Here is an 18052-nt window from a genome sequence, read left to right as displayed (position 1 = left end):
GGCCCCGCCCTCGATGAAGTCGGAGCCGCCCTCGCCATGGATCATGTCCTTGCCGGCATTGCCAAACAGCATGTCGTCGCCTGCGCCGCCATGCAGCTCGTCGTCACCGGCCCCGCCCGTGACGCTGTCGTTGCCGTCGCCAGCCGTCACCACGTCGTCGCCGTCCTCGCCGCGCAGGATATCGTGGCCGCCATCGCCGGCAACGATATCCCCGCCGCCACCGGCAAGGATCGTATCGGCACCCGCCGCACCAAGCAGCACATCCGCAGCACTCGTCCCGATCAACGTCCGTGCCGCGACCGGAAGCGGGACACTGCCGTCGTCCTCGTCGTCATCGCCGCCGGACGAGTCGTCATCATCGTCGTCATCGTCGCCACCAGACTGGTCGTCGTCGTCATCGTCGTCGTCGCCTCCCGGGCCGCTGTTGCCATCATCGTCGTCATCGCCGCCGGATGAGTCGTCATCATCGTCGTCATCGTCGCCACCAGACTGGTCGTCGTCGCCATCGTCGTCGTCACCTCCCGGACCGCTGTTGTCATCATCGTCGTCGTCACCGTCACCATCATCGTCGTCATCTTCGTCATCGAGAGGCTCGGTTTCGAAGATGTGTTCAGAAAGGCCCGTCAGGCCGGTATTGCGGGCCACGATATCGGCGAACTGCTGGCCGTCGACAAACTCCTCGTAGAAATCGAAGTTGTCGAAACGGTTCAGGTAGTAGAAGCGGTCGGCTTCCTGCAGGCGATCGAACTGCTCCTGCAGCACGACCCAGAAGGTTTGCCCGACCATGCCACCGTTGATGTGCTTTTCGGCGAGACCGCCGACCCAAAGATCAACACGGTCGATGCCCTTGACGATGCCGGTTCCGTCCGGCTGGATCGCAACCTGAATGTCAGGGTTGCTCGTCTGGAAGCTGGCGATATCGCCCGCCTGCAGCACGAGATCGGGATAGGCCTGGCGGAACTGGTTGATGACGGCGTCCGACAGGCCATTGCGGGCCTGGAAGTCCTCCCAGGACGTGTAGGCCGAGAGGTCGCCGGCATAGCCGAGTGCTTCCCTGACATAGGGATCGGTCGATGCCGCCAGATCCATGCGCACCTGGTTCAAAGTACCGAGCCCGACATCCCAGGCGCGGGCGACATTGAAGGAGAACAGGTCGGCGTTGATACGGACGAGATCGTTGCGCACCGCGTCGACGATGTTGAAGTCCACTTCCTCCGCATCCTGAGTCACGATGCCGCCGAGGATCGAATTGACGCCGAGCTGCTCGTAACCAGGTTGGGGCACGTAGCCGGGAGGCAAAGGACCCTTGAAAACGCTGGGATCATTGCTCGGATTGAGGAAGGCGTCGAAGAGTGCAACCTGCCTCGGCTCGCCATCCGGCCCGATCACGGTCATCGTCTGGCCGATCAGCGAATGGCCAACGCGATAGACCGCTGCTGCGAATTCGTGCGAGATCGCGGCCGTGGCATTGGGATTGTATTCCTCGAAGCCATGGCTTCCATCGCCCCGGATGCCGCCGATCAGCATATCGGCAAACTCGGTGAACACGACACGCTGATACTCGGCCTCGTTCACCATCTTGGCGGCCTGGAACAGCTCTTCGGCCGTTCCCTGGAAGCCAGACTGCTCCAGAAGTTCCACATGGAAGTTGTGATTGCGTGCCCAGATCGTGTGCATCGAGGTCAGCGCAAAGTTCTCGTTGCCACGCCCATCGCCGACGACATAGTGATCGAGCAGGCTGATGAACGGGTTGGTGTCGAGGAGCAGCGCATGGCCACTGCCCATGAAGTTGGACGTCATCTGCGGCAGCATCGCCTCATTGATGTGACCGGTCGCATCGACCAGACCGGCGAAATAATCGCGGAAGCTGATCTGTCCGCCTGGCACCGCCGGATCATGGAAGATCGTATTGGCCTGCCAGTGATGCATGATCAGTTCACGCAGCGTCGGCAGCAGCCGGAACTCAGTGTTGGACGGATCCACCGCACCCTGCAGCAGGTGCGAGCCGAAGCCGTGGTTCCCATCGCTTTCACGCAGGAACTGACCGATCAGCTCATGCGATCCGTAGGCCTGGTTCTGGTCGACGAAGGGCGAAGTCTTGTTGAGATGCTGCGTCACGCCATTTTCGTCGATGTCGTAGACGGTGCCACGTGTCAGATCCGCGGGGTTCCCGGAACCAGGCGCTCCATTGCCCGGCGCACCAATCTGGAGCGTTCCGTTGCCGCCTTTTGGCAGGAAGTCGAGGCCATGATCGAAGTACTGGCCGAACGCCATGAAGAAGATGTTGGCGTTGGCCGCGTTCTTCGCAAGGTTGGCTTCCTGGGCTCCCAGCACGTTGCTGATGCTGCGTGGATCGAGCCCTTCGAAGATCGGGTTGACCTGATTGTTGCCGGTCGCCGGATCGTATTCGCCAAAGTGCGGACTGGTGATCCGGATGAACGGCTCGTCGGCGGCACCCCAATCGGGGTTGCCTTCGTTGTTGCCATGGCCAGACAGACTGCGCACGCCACCGAAGCCTTCAGTGTCGTCGTCATCCTCGAAGGCAGGCAGCCCGTTCACCAGGTTCTTGAGACCCGCGAGGTCGGCCGCCGTGAAGGCAAACGGTCCCGAGTTCGGGTCGTCATCTGGGGGGACGAACTGCGGCGGGACGACACCAGTGAAGGTGATCGAATGCGTGCCGTTCGACAGCGTCCTCGTTCCGTTGACGTTGTCGCTCAAGGTGTAGCCGGAGATCACCGACCCCGGAGCCAGCTCGACCACGTCCTGCGGGCGCAGGGTGCCGATGATGGTGTCGTCACCGCCATTCGAGCGGAAGACGATCCGGTGCTGCGAGTCGAGACCGGTAATGTCAACCGTGTCGTCGCCGCTGGTGCCGTCGATGGTGATCGTGCTCGGATCGAGATCCGACCCTGCGAAATCGCCAGAGACGACGAAGGTGTCGTTACCGCCACCGCCGTTGATATCGATCTCGTCCATCCCGGCCAGTTCTGCCACGACGATCGAAGGTCCGGCGCCGACGCTGCGGGAGATAACGATTTCGGTAGTGGCCTGGAGGGAGCTGGCAGGCAGACCCGTCCGAGACAGAAAGTCCGCCTCGGTTTCGACGAAGAATGTCTCATCGCTGTTGTCGCCGCGGACGCGGAAGCGGTCAGTGCCAGCGCCACCATCGATGATGTCGCGGCCGTCGCCGACTTCCCACGCGATCGTGTCGTCGCCAGCGCCGGCGTTGATCACGTCATCACCCAGACCGCCGACGAGGTCATCGTCGCCACCGAGCGCGTTGATCGTGTCGTTGCCGCCAAGCGCGTCGATGGCGTCCGCGCCTTCGGTTCCCGTGATGGTGTCGGCACCTTCTGTGGGAATCGTGTCTGGCAAGCCAGCTTCCACTTCGGCGAGCGTTACAACAGCATCGTTGAACTGGAACCGCTCGATGCTGATGACGGCATCCTCTTCGGTCGCGCCAACCACCTCCAGCTGACCTTCGGCGTTGATCTCGAAGGTGAAATCGGCCCGATTGCCGGCAAAGACAGCCGTGTCATCGCCTTCGCCGCCGTCGAGAATGTCGTTGCCGCCACCGCCCGTGAGGGTATCACCTCCCAGTCCGCCGAAGATTTCGTCGTCGCCTGCGCCGCCTATCAGGTCATCGTCTCCAGCCAGGCCGAAAATGACGTCGTTGCCGCCGAGGCCGTCGATCGTGTCGTCACCGGGCGTGCCGACCAGTACGTCATCACCTTCTGTCGCCACGAGATTGGTTGCCGGAACGAGCGGGTCGGTTGGTATTGAAGCGACCGCGTACGGAATGCCCCGCGCATCCGTGTAGCGGACGATGGCCCGAATACGGACGTCTGCGCCGACTTCGAATTCGCCATCGTTTGCCGGTGTGAACGACGGACCGCGAAAGCCGGTATCGACGAAAACGCCCGGATCCGTTTCGATCTGCCATTCGATCACCAACGGCGGAAAGATTTTGCCGCCATTCGGATTATCCGCATCGGTGACATTCGCCAGGGAACCATCGGGATCCATCTGCACCCTGAGAAGCTGCCCAATCTGAGCCACGCCTTCGATAACAGGGTTGCCCACCGGCGCATTGTCGTTAACAGGAACGAGTTCCACGGTCTCATCGGCGAATTGCAGGCGTTCGATGTTGCTGACCTTGTCGATGCCATCGTTCACGGCAACGCCACCGACGGCTGTGTCCACCAAATGCCGGACGGTTGTCTGCTCGTCACCGTCACTGGCGAAATCGATGCCTTCAATTTCATACTCGCTCCGGCCGCCTCGGAAGACTGCCGTATCAATATCGCCGGCGCCATCATCGGTCCTGATCTCGCGCACGATATGCATCTGATCGGGGCTGATGACGCGATTGACCAGCAATTCGAAGAGTGATTTTCCGATCCACGCTGGTTCAGGAGCTTCCGCCGCTGTGAAGACGTGCTTCATGCTGTCAACGGAAGCGATCTCATCCGCTTCCACATTGTCCGATCCCGCAGTTATGCGGATCCTGACGTTCAGCCAACGATCACCATCGAGAATGTCATCCCCACCGTTGCCCTGCAACAAATCGTGGCCGCCGCCGCCGAGCAGGATGTTGCCGCTCTGGAAGAGACCATCCGCATCGAGTTCGACGATTTCGGAGAGCCCGGCAATGCGATTCAACCCCGCCGCATCGAGGCTGTCATTGAAGAAAATGTTTTCCGTCGTCGCGACAGTATCGCCAGGCGCGATCACACCAAATGTGCGCTCGTCACCAATCAGCGTGTCGTTATGGTCCCAGCCGGACAGCGCCTCGACCTTGTCGAAGCGGTTGCGCAGAACGTCCTCCTGTTCAGTCGTGAAGATCGGAATGTTCATATCCGCATGGGCATTGCGAGCAACGTCCTTGAAGATCGCCCAGTCGAAGCCGAACATACCTTCGTTGCGCATGACGCTCTCGCCCTGCACCATGATGTCGTCGCCGGACTCGCCGTCGAAGTCGTTCTCGTCGTTGCCGGCGAACATGACGTCGTGGCCGTTGATGATGCTGTTGAAGAACAGTTCCGAATTGTCCCCTGCCGTCGTATCGAAGCCGCCGGCGCCCTCGATCCAGTCGTCGCCTTCATTGCCCATCAAAAGATCGACGCCTTCGCCACCTAGGATGAAGTCGTCACCCTCGCCGCCGAAGACTTCCGTGTCGTCGACGCCGACGAAGATCGCATCCTTTCCTTTGCCGCCCATCAGGACGTCGATCCCGTTGGAATTGGCGATCACGTCGTTACCTTCGTCCCCCTTCAGGAAGTCGCCGGTATCGCCGCTGTCGGTGATGATGTCGTCGCCGGCACCACCATTGACGAGGTCAACGCCGGCGCCGGATTCGATGCGATCGTTGCCAGCATCACCCCAGATGCCGTCGTCACCGAAATCGGTGATGATGGTGTCGTCATTGTTCGTACCGCCAACGACGATGTGCTCGCCGCCGGTGAAGCGCAGATAATTCGGGTCCGCACCTAAGGTACCGGGATCGTTGCGCGCCACCTTGCCGAGCCCCATGGCCTCGAGCGCGGCGTCGGTGCCGAGCGGATCACCGCCTGCCGCGGCGCCATTGTAGTCGGCCTGGTTGGCGGAATTGACTTCGAGGACGAGGTCGTACTTCGCGAAGGAATCGACGCCGATATGGCGATTGATGATGTCGTCCGCCGTGCCGCGGATGCCGTCTGCGCCTGGCTGAGAAATGTCGGTGTTCGCCATGATCATCTTGGCGAACGAGTTCTGCTCCAGCATGTTGAGGAAGTTCTGGCCCTGCGTGCGGGTCAGATAGTAAAGGCGATCGCCGTCCTGCAGCGCTTCAAGCTGCGCTTCGAAGACGGCGTTGAAGGTCGAGCCCAGGAAGCCGCCAAACGGCATCTGCTTTTCGGCAAGGCCGCCAATCCACAGATCAATGGTATTGAGGCCGCTATTGCCGGCGTTCCACGTACCGGTGCTGTTCAAGAAGTCCAGCCGATCACCGGGAACCACGGTCGCCGTGCCGGAAGGCTCGCCGAACACGAGAGCCCAGGCGGCGTCGCGCTTGCCGGCGACCGTCGTTTGCGCGGTGATCGAACTGTGGGTGCCATAGGCAGCAATGAAATTCACCACCGAGATCGGGTTCTTCAGATTCGCCGCGAAATCGGTCCAGCTGTCGTAGGGTGTCAGGAAGCTCGAACCGCTCGCCGCAAAGAGTTGAGCGCGGGCGTCGTTCAGCGACGGGATGCCGGTGTCGCGTCCGCGCGCAATGTTGATCGTCGCAAGGTCAAGCGGCAGGCCGAGCAGATTGTTGCGCAATGCACCGGTGATGAACTCATCGATCTCGTTGCCGCGCTCGACGGTCATGCCGCGAACGATGGCGCCGGCCGCCTCCTCCGCCGTTACTGCGCCATCATTGTTGAAGGCGACGGGATTGAGGAATGCCGTAATCAGTCCCATGTTGTCAGTGCTGGTTACGACACCATCCTCGTCGATGAAGACGCGCGGCATGTTCTCCGTCAGCATCGAATGGCCGAAGCGATAGACGGTGTTGGCAAACTCCGAGAAGATCGACGGATTGATGTCGGTGATGTTGTTGAAGACGAATAGGTCGATCGCCGGCTGGATCTTGCGGGCGAACTCCTCGAAGACGAGGTGTTGGTACTGCATCTCGGTCGCGAAGCGGGCACCCTGGAACAGACGCTCGCCGTCCCAATCGAGACTATTTGCGAAGGCGAGCTGTTGAAGCGCCGTCATGGTCGCAAAACCGTCGGGCAGAGCCGTAATGTCGCCAACCAGCCATTCGTTGATGAACTCAAGATCGCCGCCCTGCAGAATGATCAGCTTCTGGGAGTCGATCTGGCGGTTGTGCTCCGAGTGGAAGATGTGGTGGACGGTGGTCAGGCCGATGTTTTCGTTGCCGCGGCCGTCACCGGTGATGAAGTGTCGGTCGAGCAGCTCGTCGTCGTAGGCAACCTTGCGGCCGCGGAAGTCCGTGGCGATAGCGTTACCGGGTATTTCGTCATCGTCTGCCTGAATAGCAATATCGCCACTAGGTCCAGCCGGCCCATCCGGATCAAAGACGCCGGTGGGCACCGCATTGTGGGCGATGTCATCGAGGAAGGCATGACCCGTGCGAACGGCACCGGTATAGGTCGTGGAGCCGATAGTCACAGTCGCTGTGAAGGTATTGACCGGAATGGCAGGCGTACCGGCAATCGGATCGGCCGGGATACCAGAAACGGTGATATCATCGTCAGTGTTCGGTATCCCATCGGCGCCGATATTGAGGATGAGTTGCGCGTAACCCGTTACAGGATCCGGAATGAAATTGCCGTAGGCGTCGGTGCGCAGGAGCGGAATGTTCACAACATCCAGGTCCGTCAACTCGATACCGAGCATCAGGGCCTGTGCTTTCACATCGGCCCAGGTCGGCAAACCGTTCTTGGTGGTGGTGACGATGCCGTCGGGCGAGGTTTCCGTGTGAGTGCCATCCAGAAGCCTGCCCGTCGCGACGGGCTGGCCATCGGCGTTCAGCTTGTACTCGCGCAGGAATACCTGATGGGATGCGTGTGAGGTGTAGGTCTGGTTCTGGTCCACAAACGATGTCGTCGTATTGGTTTGCGTACCGCCATTCGGCGTTGCGCGCGTCAGCACCATGAAATTGGTACGCCCGTCGTCCGGCGTGCCGGCGATCCCGTCCAGACCCTTGTCATAGAGCGGATCGTCGGGTTGCAGCGGAATATAGACGGTTCCATTGTTTCCCTTGGCGATCAGGTCGAGACCGTGATCGAAGAACTGGCCGAAAAATGTCATCCATCCGTTGAACGGCGCGGTCAGGCCTTCATCCGGCGCAACGTTCGGGATAACCAGCGACCCTTGATCGTTCACAGTCAGACCAAGCTCTTCGGCGAGCGCCAGGAATGCTGCCTCCGGGTCAGTTGCGACGACCTGCGCATCAGCGAGAGCCTCTTCGGCTGCGGTAAGTGCTTCCGCCGCGTCCTGAATGGCGTCGATCGTCGTTGGATCGGCCGGGTTATAGGCTACCACAGCCGCATTCAACGCATTGTTTGCCAAGTTGACCGCGTCTTGAGCCGTGATGACCGCTGCGTCTGCCTGTGCCTGCGTCACGCGGGCGGCAACCAGACGTTCGAGATCAGCTTGCGGATCTTCGGAACCTGCAAACGTCAGCGCGGCGAAGAGCGCAGCAGGATTGCTGGTGCTCATGTCAACGACGAGGTTGGAAATGATGCGCGGATCGGCATCGGCAACGTTGCCGGCAGCGCCATAATTGTTATTCGTAACGGTCACCCCGGGTCCCAGAGGCATCGTGTCGCCATCAGCGTCGTTGACGATGGTACCGTCGAGCAGCCTCGGCATCGCTTGATCTGCCGCGCCCCAGGTCTCCCGGCCCGGCACAACGCTGTTATCCATTCCGTCAACCGTCCTCAGACCGGCAGGAACATGTGGATCGGGAATTGCAAGCAGGGCACCCGGCGTCCCCGCCGAAACGACGTCCCCATCCGCATTGACATAAATCTCGGTCAGCGGCGTGCCGCTGGCATGCGCCTCAGCAATCTTGATCTGACGCAGAATGAAATTCATGTCCTGCAGGTTCAGCGTAAACGCAGTCATTTCCCTCTCCTATCCGGGCGCAAATCCCCACCCCCGACGGAATATACAGCCGCCAGAAAGTGGAATATTCTTCGGTTGCGCTATTTATATATTTCGATATCTCGAGCAGAAAGAGAACAAGGTCTTGCGATTGCCAAGACTATAGTATCCAAAATAAGCAACAAAGGTCGCAATACTCAAACCAACCAAAGGCTCGAAGAAACTGTCCTGAAGGACACTTCGCAACGGACTGAAGGACACCAACGCGTGCGTGCACCGAGGCGCTGCCGCTTTCACTGAACGTGATCAGTATGTGTTGCCAGCGGGAAAAATATTCGCAAACATTAATATAATCAGGGGCGTCACGATTCGGGGGGAGTATGGTGTTGACGCAAAGCGAGGCGAAGTGGGGGATGCAAACGCGCTTGGTCGCCGTATGGCAACGGGCACGCGACAAGGTGCGCAATGCGCGCCTCGAGGTGAAATTCATCCTTATTGCGTCGCTGATTGTCCTCGCGCTGATGTTCGTGCTCGGTCTTTGGACCACGAAGAGCATCGAGAAGGCGATCATGAAGGGTGCCGGCAGCGTGGGCGCAGCCTATCTGCAGACATTCGTAGAACCGCTCATCTCCGAGGAGGACATCCGCACGAAGAGGCTCTCGCCTGAGGTAAAGGCGAAGCTCGATCAGCTCCTTGGCGATAGTCCGCTTGGCCAGCACGTGCGTGAGATCAAGATCTGGAACCCGGACGCCAGCCTGTTTTATTCGACGGCCGGACGGAAAGTGGACCGGGAACAGGTCTTTGACGAGCTAAAACGAGCGCTCACTGGAGAGGTGGTCGTATCGCGTACGATGATTTCCAAGCATGCCTACTCCGGGGAGGAGCGACACGCTGAGTACATAGAGGTCTATGCCCCGCTGGTTCGCGACAACGCCGGCAAGGTCGTCCTCGTCGGAGAATTCTACGAGCGACCCGACTACCTGCTTACCGAGATCGCCGGCGCGTGGCGGTCGACGCTGATGATCGTACTGCTCGTTTCCGTTCCCATGCTCGCCCTTCTCTATATGATCGTGCGTAGCGGCAGCCGCCTTATCGACGACCAGCACACCGCCATCAGAGCCAGCCTGCGGCATGCGCTGGAATTGTCCAATCAGAATAGGCGCCTGCGGCTTGAAGCGGAGCGTGCAAGGCAAGAGGCCGGCAAGCTCAACGAAAAGATCCTCGACCAGATCGGCAGCGACCTCCACGATGGGCCAATACAGGTGCTCACCCTGGTCAAGCTGCGGCTCAGTGACATGAAGCCCTCACTGGGAGGCGGCGACACGGTGGCTGTTCCCGTCGAGGGTATTGGCAAACTGCTGCGGCTTGTAACGGTCGTCCTGGATGAAATCCGCAACATCTCTTCAGGCCTCGTCCTGCCGGAACTCGATAACATTTCCCTCAATGAAACCATCCTGCTTGCCGTTCGCCGCCACACAGACCTGACCGGCAATCGCGTGGCCATCAAAGGGGCGCTCGACGTCGATCCCAGCAGGGGGCATTTGAATATCTGCGTCTATCGTTTCATCCAGGAGGCCTTGATCAATGCCCACAGGCATGCGCCTGGAAATGTACAGCAGCTGCGCTATGGCATGCGACGCAATCGCATCGTGATCGCCATCGCCGACATCGGCAGCCCACCCAAAGCGCCGGCCCTCGCCCCACAACGAATCCGGCTGGGCAAGCTGATGCAGAAACGGCGCATTCGTGCCTTCGGCGGCAAGGTACGCACGATCCGCCGCAGCAACGGTACTTTGGTGATTGTCGTCCTGCCACTAGAGTAGTCTTTGGGACAGCCGTGCGAGCGGCGCGACCAAGGCTACGCTGAGACCATAATGCAGAATTTGCATGAACGAGATAATACCAGTATAGCTCCAGATGACGATTTCCAAGAATCTTTTAGCGATTGATCGGTCGCGAGGTGAGCTATGCCGGATATCAGCTTGATTGAACATCTCGCCGGGCAATTGAGCCTGGCGGCAGCAGACGTTCCCCTTTACAAGCGGCTCAAGTCGGCCATCGAAGCTGCCATTCGCTCCAACGCCGTAAAGCCCGGTGCCGTCCTGCCCGGCGAACGGGTCCTTGCCGAGAGCCTGTCGCTTTCTCGCGTGACGGTACGCAAAGCGTTGGCATTGCTTGAGGAAGAGGGCCTTCTCAATCGTCGCCATGGCTTCAAGACGGAGATCGGATCGCGGGTCGAGAAGTCGATGTCGACGTTGACCAGCTTCACAGAAGACATCCGCGCACGTGGTATGCTGGCCGGATGTGTGTGGATTTCCAAGCAGATAAGTCGCCCTTCGCCCACAGAGATGATGGCGCTAGGCGTATCGGCGAATGCAAGCGTTATCCGAATGAAACGTGTGCGCACGGCTGATGGCACACCCATCGCCGTCGAGACGTCAACCGTACCGACGCGCTTTCTTCCATCGCCTGATCTGGTCCGGGACTCACTTTACGAGGCTCTTGAGGCGCGTGGTTTCATGCCGCAACGGGCAATCCAGCGCATGCGCTCGAAGGCGGCGTCCAGCGAGGATGCGGGGCATCTTCATTGCGAGATAGGCGCGCCACTACTGATGACCGAAAGACGCTGTTTCCTGCCTGACGACCAGATCGTGGAATACTGTGAGACACGGTACAAAGGCGACGTCTACGATTTCGTCTTCGAACTGCAGCGATAAGACCAGATACAAACTGGTTGTAATCTGGTATTTTCTTTCTATCGTGATGCCGAAATGGAGTGTCGCGAGTGCAACGGGAAGACATCAGGAATAGCCTTATCGTATCTTGCCAGCCGGTTCCCGGCGGACCGATGGATGATGCCGATTTCGTCGCCGGCTTTGCGAAAGCGGCGCGTGATGCCGGCGCCAAGGCGTTGAGGATCGAGTCGGTCGCCTATGTCAAAGCCGTGCGCGCCGTCGTTTCTGCTCCGATTGTCGGTATCGTCAAGCGGGATCTTCCCGATACTCAGGTTCGCATCACGCCTTTCGTCGCCGATGCCGAAGCGCTGGCCGACGCCGGTGCCGATATCATCGCCTTTGACGCGACGAACCGGCCTCGCCCGGCTTCGGTGGAGGAGCTTATCCGCACCGTGAAGGCGAAGGGCAAGCTGACGATGGCGGACTGCTCGTCGCTCGACGACGCAAGGCGGGCGCTTGCCGCAGGCGTCGATTTCGTCGGCACCACGCTCTCTGGCTACGTCGGCGGACCGGAACCGCTCGACCCCGATATCGAACTCATCGCGGCGATGCGGCAACTCACGCCTTTTGTCATCGCCGAGGGCCGCATCCGCTCCCCCGAGCAGGCGCGAGCAGCAGCACAAGCGGGGGCGTTTGCCGTCGTCGTGGGCTCGGCCATCACCCGCACCGAACACGTCACCTCATGGTTCAATGAGGCAATCGACAAGGCATATCACAACGCCCATCGCGAGACCGTGCTTTCCATCGACATCGGCGGAACCAAGACGATGGCAGCGCTCGTCAGCGGCGATGCCGTTCTGGAAGAGATTGTGGTCGCGACCGAACGAGACGCCGGCCCGGACGCCTGGCTTTCGGGCGTGTCTGCAAGCACGGCAACCTGGCGGGACCGATACACACGGATCGGCATTGCGGTGACCGGCTTCATCGAAGGCGGCAACTGGTCAGCGCTCAATCCGGCGACGCTCCCGGTTCCCGATCGCTACCCTCTTGTCGACCGCGTTGAGGCACTGTTTGACAGGCCCGCTTTTGCCATCAACGATGCGCAGGCCGCATCCTGGGGCGAATACAAGTTTGGGGCAGGGACAGGCAAAAACCTGGTCTTTTTGACGATCTCGACCGGTATCGGGGGAGGTGTCGTTATCAACGGCAAGCCGCTGTCGGGGCTTGCCGGCCACTTTGGCCTGATCCGGTCTCCATCGCAGGGGCAGGCTGCTTTCGAAGATCAGACCTCGGGCAAATGGATCGCCAACGAGGCGTTGAAGACCGGCCATCCGGCCGATGCCGTCGAGGTTTTCGACCGCGCCCGCAACAAAGAGAGCTGGGCGAGCGACATCATGTCCCGTTCGGCTTATCGCGCCGCGACACTCTGCCGGGATATCCAAATGATGTTCGATCCTGATGTGATCGTCATTGGCGGCGGCATCGGCCTGGCCGAGGGCTATCTCGATCTAATGCGCACTCATCTGTCGGGCCTGTCGTTAAGGCTTACTCCGCATCTTGTCGCGGCAAAGCTCGGCCACCACGCAGGCATCATTGGCGCCGCAGACCTTGCTGGAGGGGGCAAGTAGCGGCGGGCGAATGGCATGAAACCTAATAAAAGAAAGGGAACGACGATGAAATTCAAAATGAGGTCTCTTCCTGTTGTAGCGGCGCTTCTGGCGAGCGTCGCGCTGCCGGGCATGGCAAACGCAACTGTAACGGTACTCGGTTGGCCGGGCGGCTCGGAAGAAACCGCGCTCAGAGCCACGGTCGAAGCCTACAACGCCCAGGCCGGCATCCGTGATGCCGATAAGGTGCAGCTGCTGTTCTTCAACCGCGACGGTTTCTTCGACAAGCTGCAGGCCGACATGGCCGCCGGCTCCGATGCTTTCGACGTCAACCTCGTTGCCACCTATTCAATCGGCCGTTACGCGCCTTACATGGAGCCGGTGGAACTGGGTTCGGATGCAGCAAGGGTGTTTGGCGAATCCGTCCTCAAAACGATGCAGTTTGACGGCAAGCAATATGGCGTGCCCACGGATTTGTCCTTGCACTTCATGTACTATCGCAAGGATTTGGTTGACGCCCTGATGAAGGACGGGGCGGCAAAGAAGACATACGGGGAAATTGCCCAGAAGTATCTGGGCAAGGCGCTTCAGCCGAAGGATCCCGACAGTTGGACCTGGGACGATTGGGCAGCAACCTCACTCTATTTCAGCAAGCAGGCAAATCCTGCAAGCCCGGTGCGCTACGGCACCGTGCTGCAGATGAAAAACCTGCTCTTCAACATGATGGTCTTTCAATCCCTGCCGCGGTCCTACGGTGGCGACTGGATGGACAAGGATGGCAAGATCACCGTCGATTCCGACGCGTATAAGGCCGGCCTTGAGCTCTACAAGAAGCTTTATGATGCCGGCGCTTCGCCGAAGGATTCGCTCAGCTACGAATACGCCGAGACCAACGCGGCGTATAGCTCGGGCCAGGCGGCGAGCGCACTGCAGTGGAATGCAGCAGCGGCCGACCTGACCAACGCGGAAAAGTCGCCAGCGGTCGCGGAAGTGACCGGTATCGTCGCGCCGCCCGCCGGCCCCGACGGTCGCGCGGATCACATCCACGGCCTCGGTCTCGGCCTCAACAAGAATGCCAAGAACAAGGAAGGCGCGACCAAATTCCTGAAATGGCTGGCAACGGAAGATGCCGCACTTCTTTATGCCAAGAGCGGCGGCTCTCCGGCCCTGTCGCCCGATGTCGTCGCCAAGGTCTCCAGCGAGCGTCCCGATCTCGTCAAACTCGGCGAGTTCGCCAGCAAGTACGGCTACGTGATGAACGGCGCCACCTCCGCCAACGCTCTGTCGGTTTACGAGCTCCAGGCGAAGGAATTCACGGGCTACTGGTCCGGTCAGCAGGGCCTCGACGAGGCGCTTGCCCATGTCAAGACGGGCATGCAGGATCTGTTGAAGAAGTAAGGCAAACCCGGCGTCAGGTTTCGCCTGGCGCCGGCAATCCGGCGGACCATAATGGCTATTGTAAACCGTGCCGAAGGCCGAGCCTACCTGACGCCGCTTGTGGCGTTCCTGCTTGTCTTTCTGGGCTTCCCTTCTATCGTCAATCTCATCTACTCGGTCTCAACCGTCAGCTTTGAGAACCTGCGCAGTCCAAGCCTCAGCGGGTTCGGCAACTACGTGTCGGTGCTTGCCGATCGGGAGTTCTGGCAGGCCATATCCTTCTCGATGCGCTTTGGCATCCTGACCGCTCTTGCCGAATGCCTGATCGGCCTGTTCCTGGCGATCTTCCTTGCGCCGCTGCTTGCCAAGCGATCGTTTCTGATGGCACCGCTGATGCTGCCATTGATGGTGGCGCCTGCGATGATCGGCCTGATGTATCGGCTTGTACTGCACGAGTTCGCCGGGCCGGTACCCTACTATCTTTTCCTATGGTTTGGTGACAGCCCGGCCTTCCTCGACATCAACAATGCCTTTCGCACCCTCGTTGTCGTCGAGACACTGCAGTGGACGCCGTTCGCCTTTCTGCTCTTCTACATGGCCTACGTGGCGATACCGCTGGATGTGCGGGAGGCGGCCGCACTCGACGGCGCACCCTGGTTCAAGATCCTCTGGTGGATCGAACTACCGCTGATGCTGCCCACCCTCGTGATGGCCTTCTTCATCCGCTTCATCGACGGCTTTCGCGTATTCGACAACGTCTATGCGCTGACCGGCAGCGGCGCGGGAGGATCGACGACGTCGCTTTCGATCTACATCTATCAGGCCTTTTTCAAAGGAGGTGCGATCGGCAAGGCTGTTGCTGCCTCCGTCGTGCTGTTTGTCGCCTCGCTTGCGGTGCTCTACGGCCTCAACTGGCTTGCCGGGCGCAGGAGGACATAGCGATGCTGAATACTGCCCGCTGGATCGTCTTTACCGTCGCTGCGCTCGCGATGAACTTTCCGGTCATCGTAACGCTCGTTACCTCTTTGAAGAGCGCGAAGGAACTGTCCATCAACCCCGGCCTATGGGTCGGTCAGCCGACATTCGAGAACTACCTTCGCGTTCTGACCCACACCGACCGATTCAACATCTATTCCTATCTCTTGAACAGCACGATCGCGTCACTCATCGGAACGAGCCTGGCGATCATTCTTGCCTTCCCGGCAGCCTATGCGATCGCGCGAAGCGATGCTGGCAAGCGCACCCTCTTGCCGATCATCATCAACTTGCGGGCCGTGCCATTGATCATCTTCGCAATCCCGCTTTATATGATGTATCAATGGCTTGGCCTGCTGGACACGCAGCTTGGACTGGGCTTCATCCTGACGATCGTCAATACGCCGCTTGCTCTCGTCATCATGGTCAACGCCATTTCCGACGTGCCGCTGGAGCTCGACGAGGCAGCGAAAGTCGATGGCGCCAGCTCACGGCAGGTGATGATCATGATCATCCGACCGGTGGTCAGGCCGGCATTGGTGACGACCTTCATTTTTGGCTTCATCACGGCCTGGAACGAGTTCCTCTTCGGCTTGATGCTGACCACCAGCCGGGCCGTCCCGATGACCGTCGGGGCCTCCTTTTTCTTTGCCGCCAGCGGCGGCGGCGTGCAGTGGGGCACTGCATCGGCCGTCATGATGCTCGGCGCTCTGCCGCCCGCCGTGCTGGGCCTTGTCATGTATCGACAAATTTCCGGTTCAATGACCGCCGGTGCCGTGAAGGGGTGATCAGGTAGCAAGCTCTTGGCATCCCAGCAGATTGTGAGGCGATATTGTCGCCACGCCGCTGCCGCACATCACATTGAGCGCTCGCGCACGGGACGCTTCAGGGAGCGCTACTGCAAAATAGCAGTAATACTTGCCATGCATAGTATCTGTAGGCGCCTTAACAATCTTGCAAAGTCCCAAATCAAAATAACTTCACCTGTGCCGATTTTAACGCGAACCAGCTGACAGTTAACCAGTCATAGCGATAGAACTCGGCCTTGATCTCTATGATTAGGTATCCACCAAGCTTGACCGTAATCATTTGATTTAGCTTACTTATTTTTAAAGTAAGTATGAATTGCTCAAACTATATTAGTTTTGGTTAATTTTTATCTATTGCATACAACGTTATTTGCGCTTAGCATCTATGTACCGCGACAACAAAGACGGTTAAAAAACTACGTCTGGTGGGGGTTTCCTTAGCCTGTAAGCATGTGTCCCGACGAAAGAATTCGCCGGAGGGTTTAATTGTGCGCAGATGAGGTTACACATGGAACTTGACCTGAATTCCGTCCGCCTTGCCTCCAAACAAAAAGTTTCTGTTCTAGACAATTACTATCCGAGCACCGAGGCCCGTCGATATCGTGTGAGCATTTTCGGCGCCGGCTACGTCGGTTGCGTTTCCTCCGCATGCCTCAGCAAGGACGGCTTTGCCGTCGTCGCTGTTGATCCAGACCAGTTCAAAGTCGAGCGTCTTGCCGGAGGTGAGGCGCCGATCGTCGAGCCGGGCCTGGATGAGTTGCTGCAGAGCGCGCACGCCAACGACCTGCTGAGCGCAACCCACTCGGCAACGGACGCCATCAACGAAACCGACATCTCATTTTGCTGTGTCGGAACGCCGAGCCTGCCGGATGGCACACTGAACACCAATCACGTTCGCCAGGTCTGCGAAGACATCGGCAGGGCGCTGCGGCATAAGGCCGAGTTTCATATCGTCGTCATGCGCTCGACCATCCTTCCGGGGACCATGGAAGAGCTCGTCATTCCAACCTTGGAAAAGGCCTCAGGGAAGACCGCCGGACGTGATTTCGGCGTTGCCTACTATCCCGAATTCCTTCGCGAAAGCACGGCGATCGCCGACTACTACAAGCCCGGCGCCATCGTCTTCGGGCAGTATGCGGACGACACGCGCTCCATTGATGCGCTCAAGGCTCTTGTCAGCCATATTGGCGTCGCACCGCATGTCATTCCGATGCGCAGCGCCGAGATCGTGAAGTACGCCAACAACTGCTGGCATGCCGTCAAGATCAGCTTCTCGAACGAGATCGGCAATATCTGCAAGGCCAAGAGCATCGACAGCCATGTCGTCATGGACGTGCTGTGCTCCGACACGCGCCTCAACATATCCCGCGCCTATATGAAACCGGGCTTCGCCTATGGCGGCTCCTGCCTTCCAAAGGATCTGCGGGCGTTAACGGCACTTGGCCGCTCAATGAACGTGCCGACACCGGTCTTGGACGCCGCACGCCTTGCCAATGTCGTGCAGATCGACCACGCGCGTTCGCTGGTCGACGCTGCATCGCATGAAGCGATCGGCTTTATCGGTGTGACCTTCAAGGCCGACACGGATGACCTTAGGGAAAGCCCGCTGCTTGAACTCGTCGAGGGTTTTCTGGGCAAGGGCAAGGACGTGTCGATCTACGATCCGCATGTTGCCAGGGATGCGAGCCAGGGCCGTAACTTTCTCAAGCACATCGCGCCGCTACTCCACGACAACATCAAGGATGTCATCGCGAGATCCGAAGTCATCGTGGTCGGCAACAAATACCCGGGTCTCAAGGATGCGATCGAGACCGCTGGTAAACCGGTGACGGTCATCGATCTGGCACGCATCGAAAAGCCGGAAAACAAAAACGTCGTCTATCACGGCCTGTGCTGGTGACGTGCTTGCGCTGGCCGCTTGGCGTGGCCGGCGCACCTTTTCAAAACAAAAGCAAAGGGAAGCTGGAGTGCTTCTCACACTGCATTGCAAGCATAAACATCGAGGCAGGAA

The 18052-nt window shown here is 59.3% G+C and carries 8 protein-coding genes; 7 read left to right on the top strand and 1 reads right to left on the bottom strand.

What is annotated here, in order from left to right:
• A partial coding sequence (locus FHX09_RS21215; protein ID WP_184450579.1) for a peroxidase family protein occupies positions 1 to 8619 on the bottom strand: 8619 nt, incomplete at its 3' end.
• Positions 8620 to 9011: 392 nt separating this feature from the next.
• Here FHX09_RS21215 and FHX09_RS21210 point away from each other — a divergent pair.
• From FHX09_RS21210 to FHX09_RS21180, 7 genes are all read left to right on the top strand, one after another.
• A complete protein-coding gene (locus tag FHX09_RS21210; protein ID WP_245505604.1) occupies positions 9012 to 10421 on the top strand; it encodes an ATP-binding protein in 1410 nt (469 codons plus the stop codon).
• A 144-nt stretch (positions 10422 to 10565) separates the two neighbouring features.
• Positions 10566 to 11315 (top strand): GntR family transcriptional regulator, encoded by a 750-nt coding sequence (locus FHX09_RS21205; protein WP_132595199.1) that lies wholly within the window; start codon positions 10566 to 10568, stop codon positions 11313 to 11315.
• 68 nt (positions 11316 to 11383) lie between these two features.
• Complete coding sequence (locus FHX09_RS21200) at positions 11384 to 12901, top strand: putative N-acetylmannosamine-6-phosphate 2-epimerase (RefSeq protein ID WP_184450578.1); 1518 nt, start codon at positions 11384 to 11386, stop codon at positions 12899 to 12901.
• Between the two features lie 45 nt (positions 12902 to 12946).
• Positions 12947 to 14278 (top strand): extracellular solute-binding protein, encoded by a 1332-nt coding sequence (locus FHX09_RS21195; RefSeq protein ID WP_184450577.1) that lies wholly within the window; start codon positions 12947 to 12949, stop codon positions 14276 to 14278.
• 51 nt (positions 14279 to 14329) lie between these two features.
• Positions 14330 to 15196 carry a sugar ABC transporter permease gene (locus tag FHX09_RS21190; RefSeq protein ID WP_183718585.1) on the top strand — a complete coding sequence of 289 codons (867 nt, stop codon included), beginning with the start codon at positions 14330 to 14332 and terminating at the stop codon, positions 15194 to 15196.
• Positions 15197 to 15198: 2 nt separating this feature from the next.
• Entirely contained in the window at positions 15199 to 16020 is an 822-nt protein-coding gene (locus tag FHX09_RS21185) for a carbohydrate ABC transporter permease (RefSeq protein ID WP_132588265.1), read from the top strand.
• A 529-nt stretch (positions 16021 to 16549) separates the two neighbouring features.
• Positions 16550 to 17941, top strand: a complete 1392-nt coding sequence (locus FHX09_RS21180) for a nucleotide sugar dehydrogenase (RefSeq protein WP_184450576.1) — start codon at positions 16550 to 16552, stop codon at positions 17939 to 17941.
• Positions 17942 to 18052: the final 111 nt, after the last annotated feature.

The organism is Rhizobium sp. BK538, assembly GCF_014197575.1.
In the GTDB taxonomy this organism is placed as follows: Bacteria; Pseudomonadota; Alphaproteobacteria; order Rhizobiales; family Rhizobiaceae; genus Rhizobium.
Note: the sequence above shows the minus strand (reverse complement) of the source record. Positions and strands in the feature narration are given on the sequence as shown.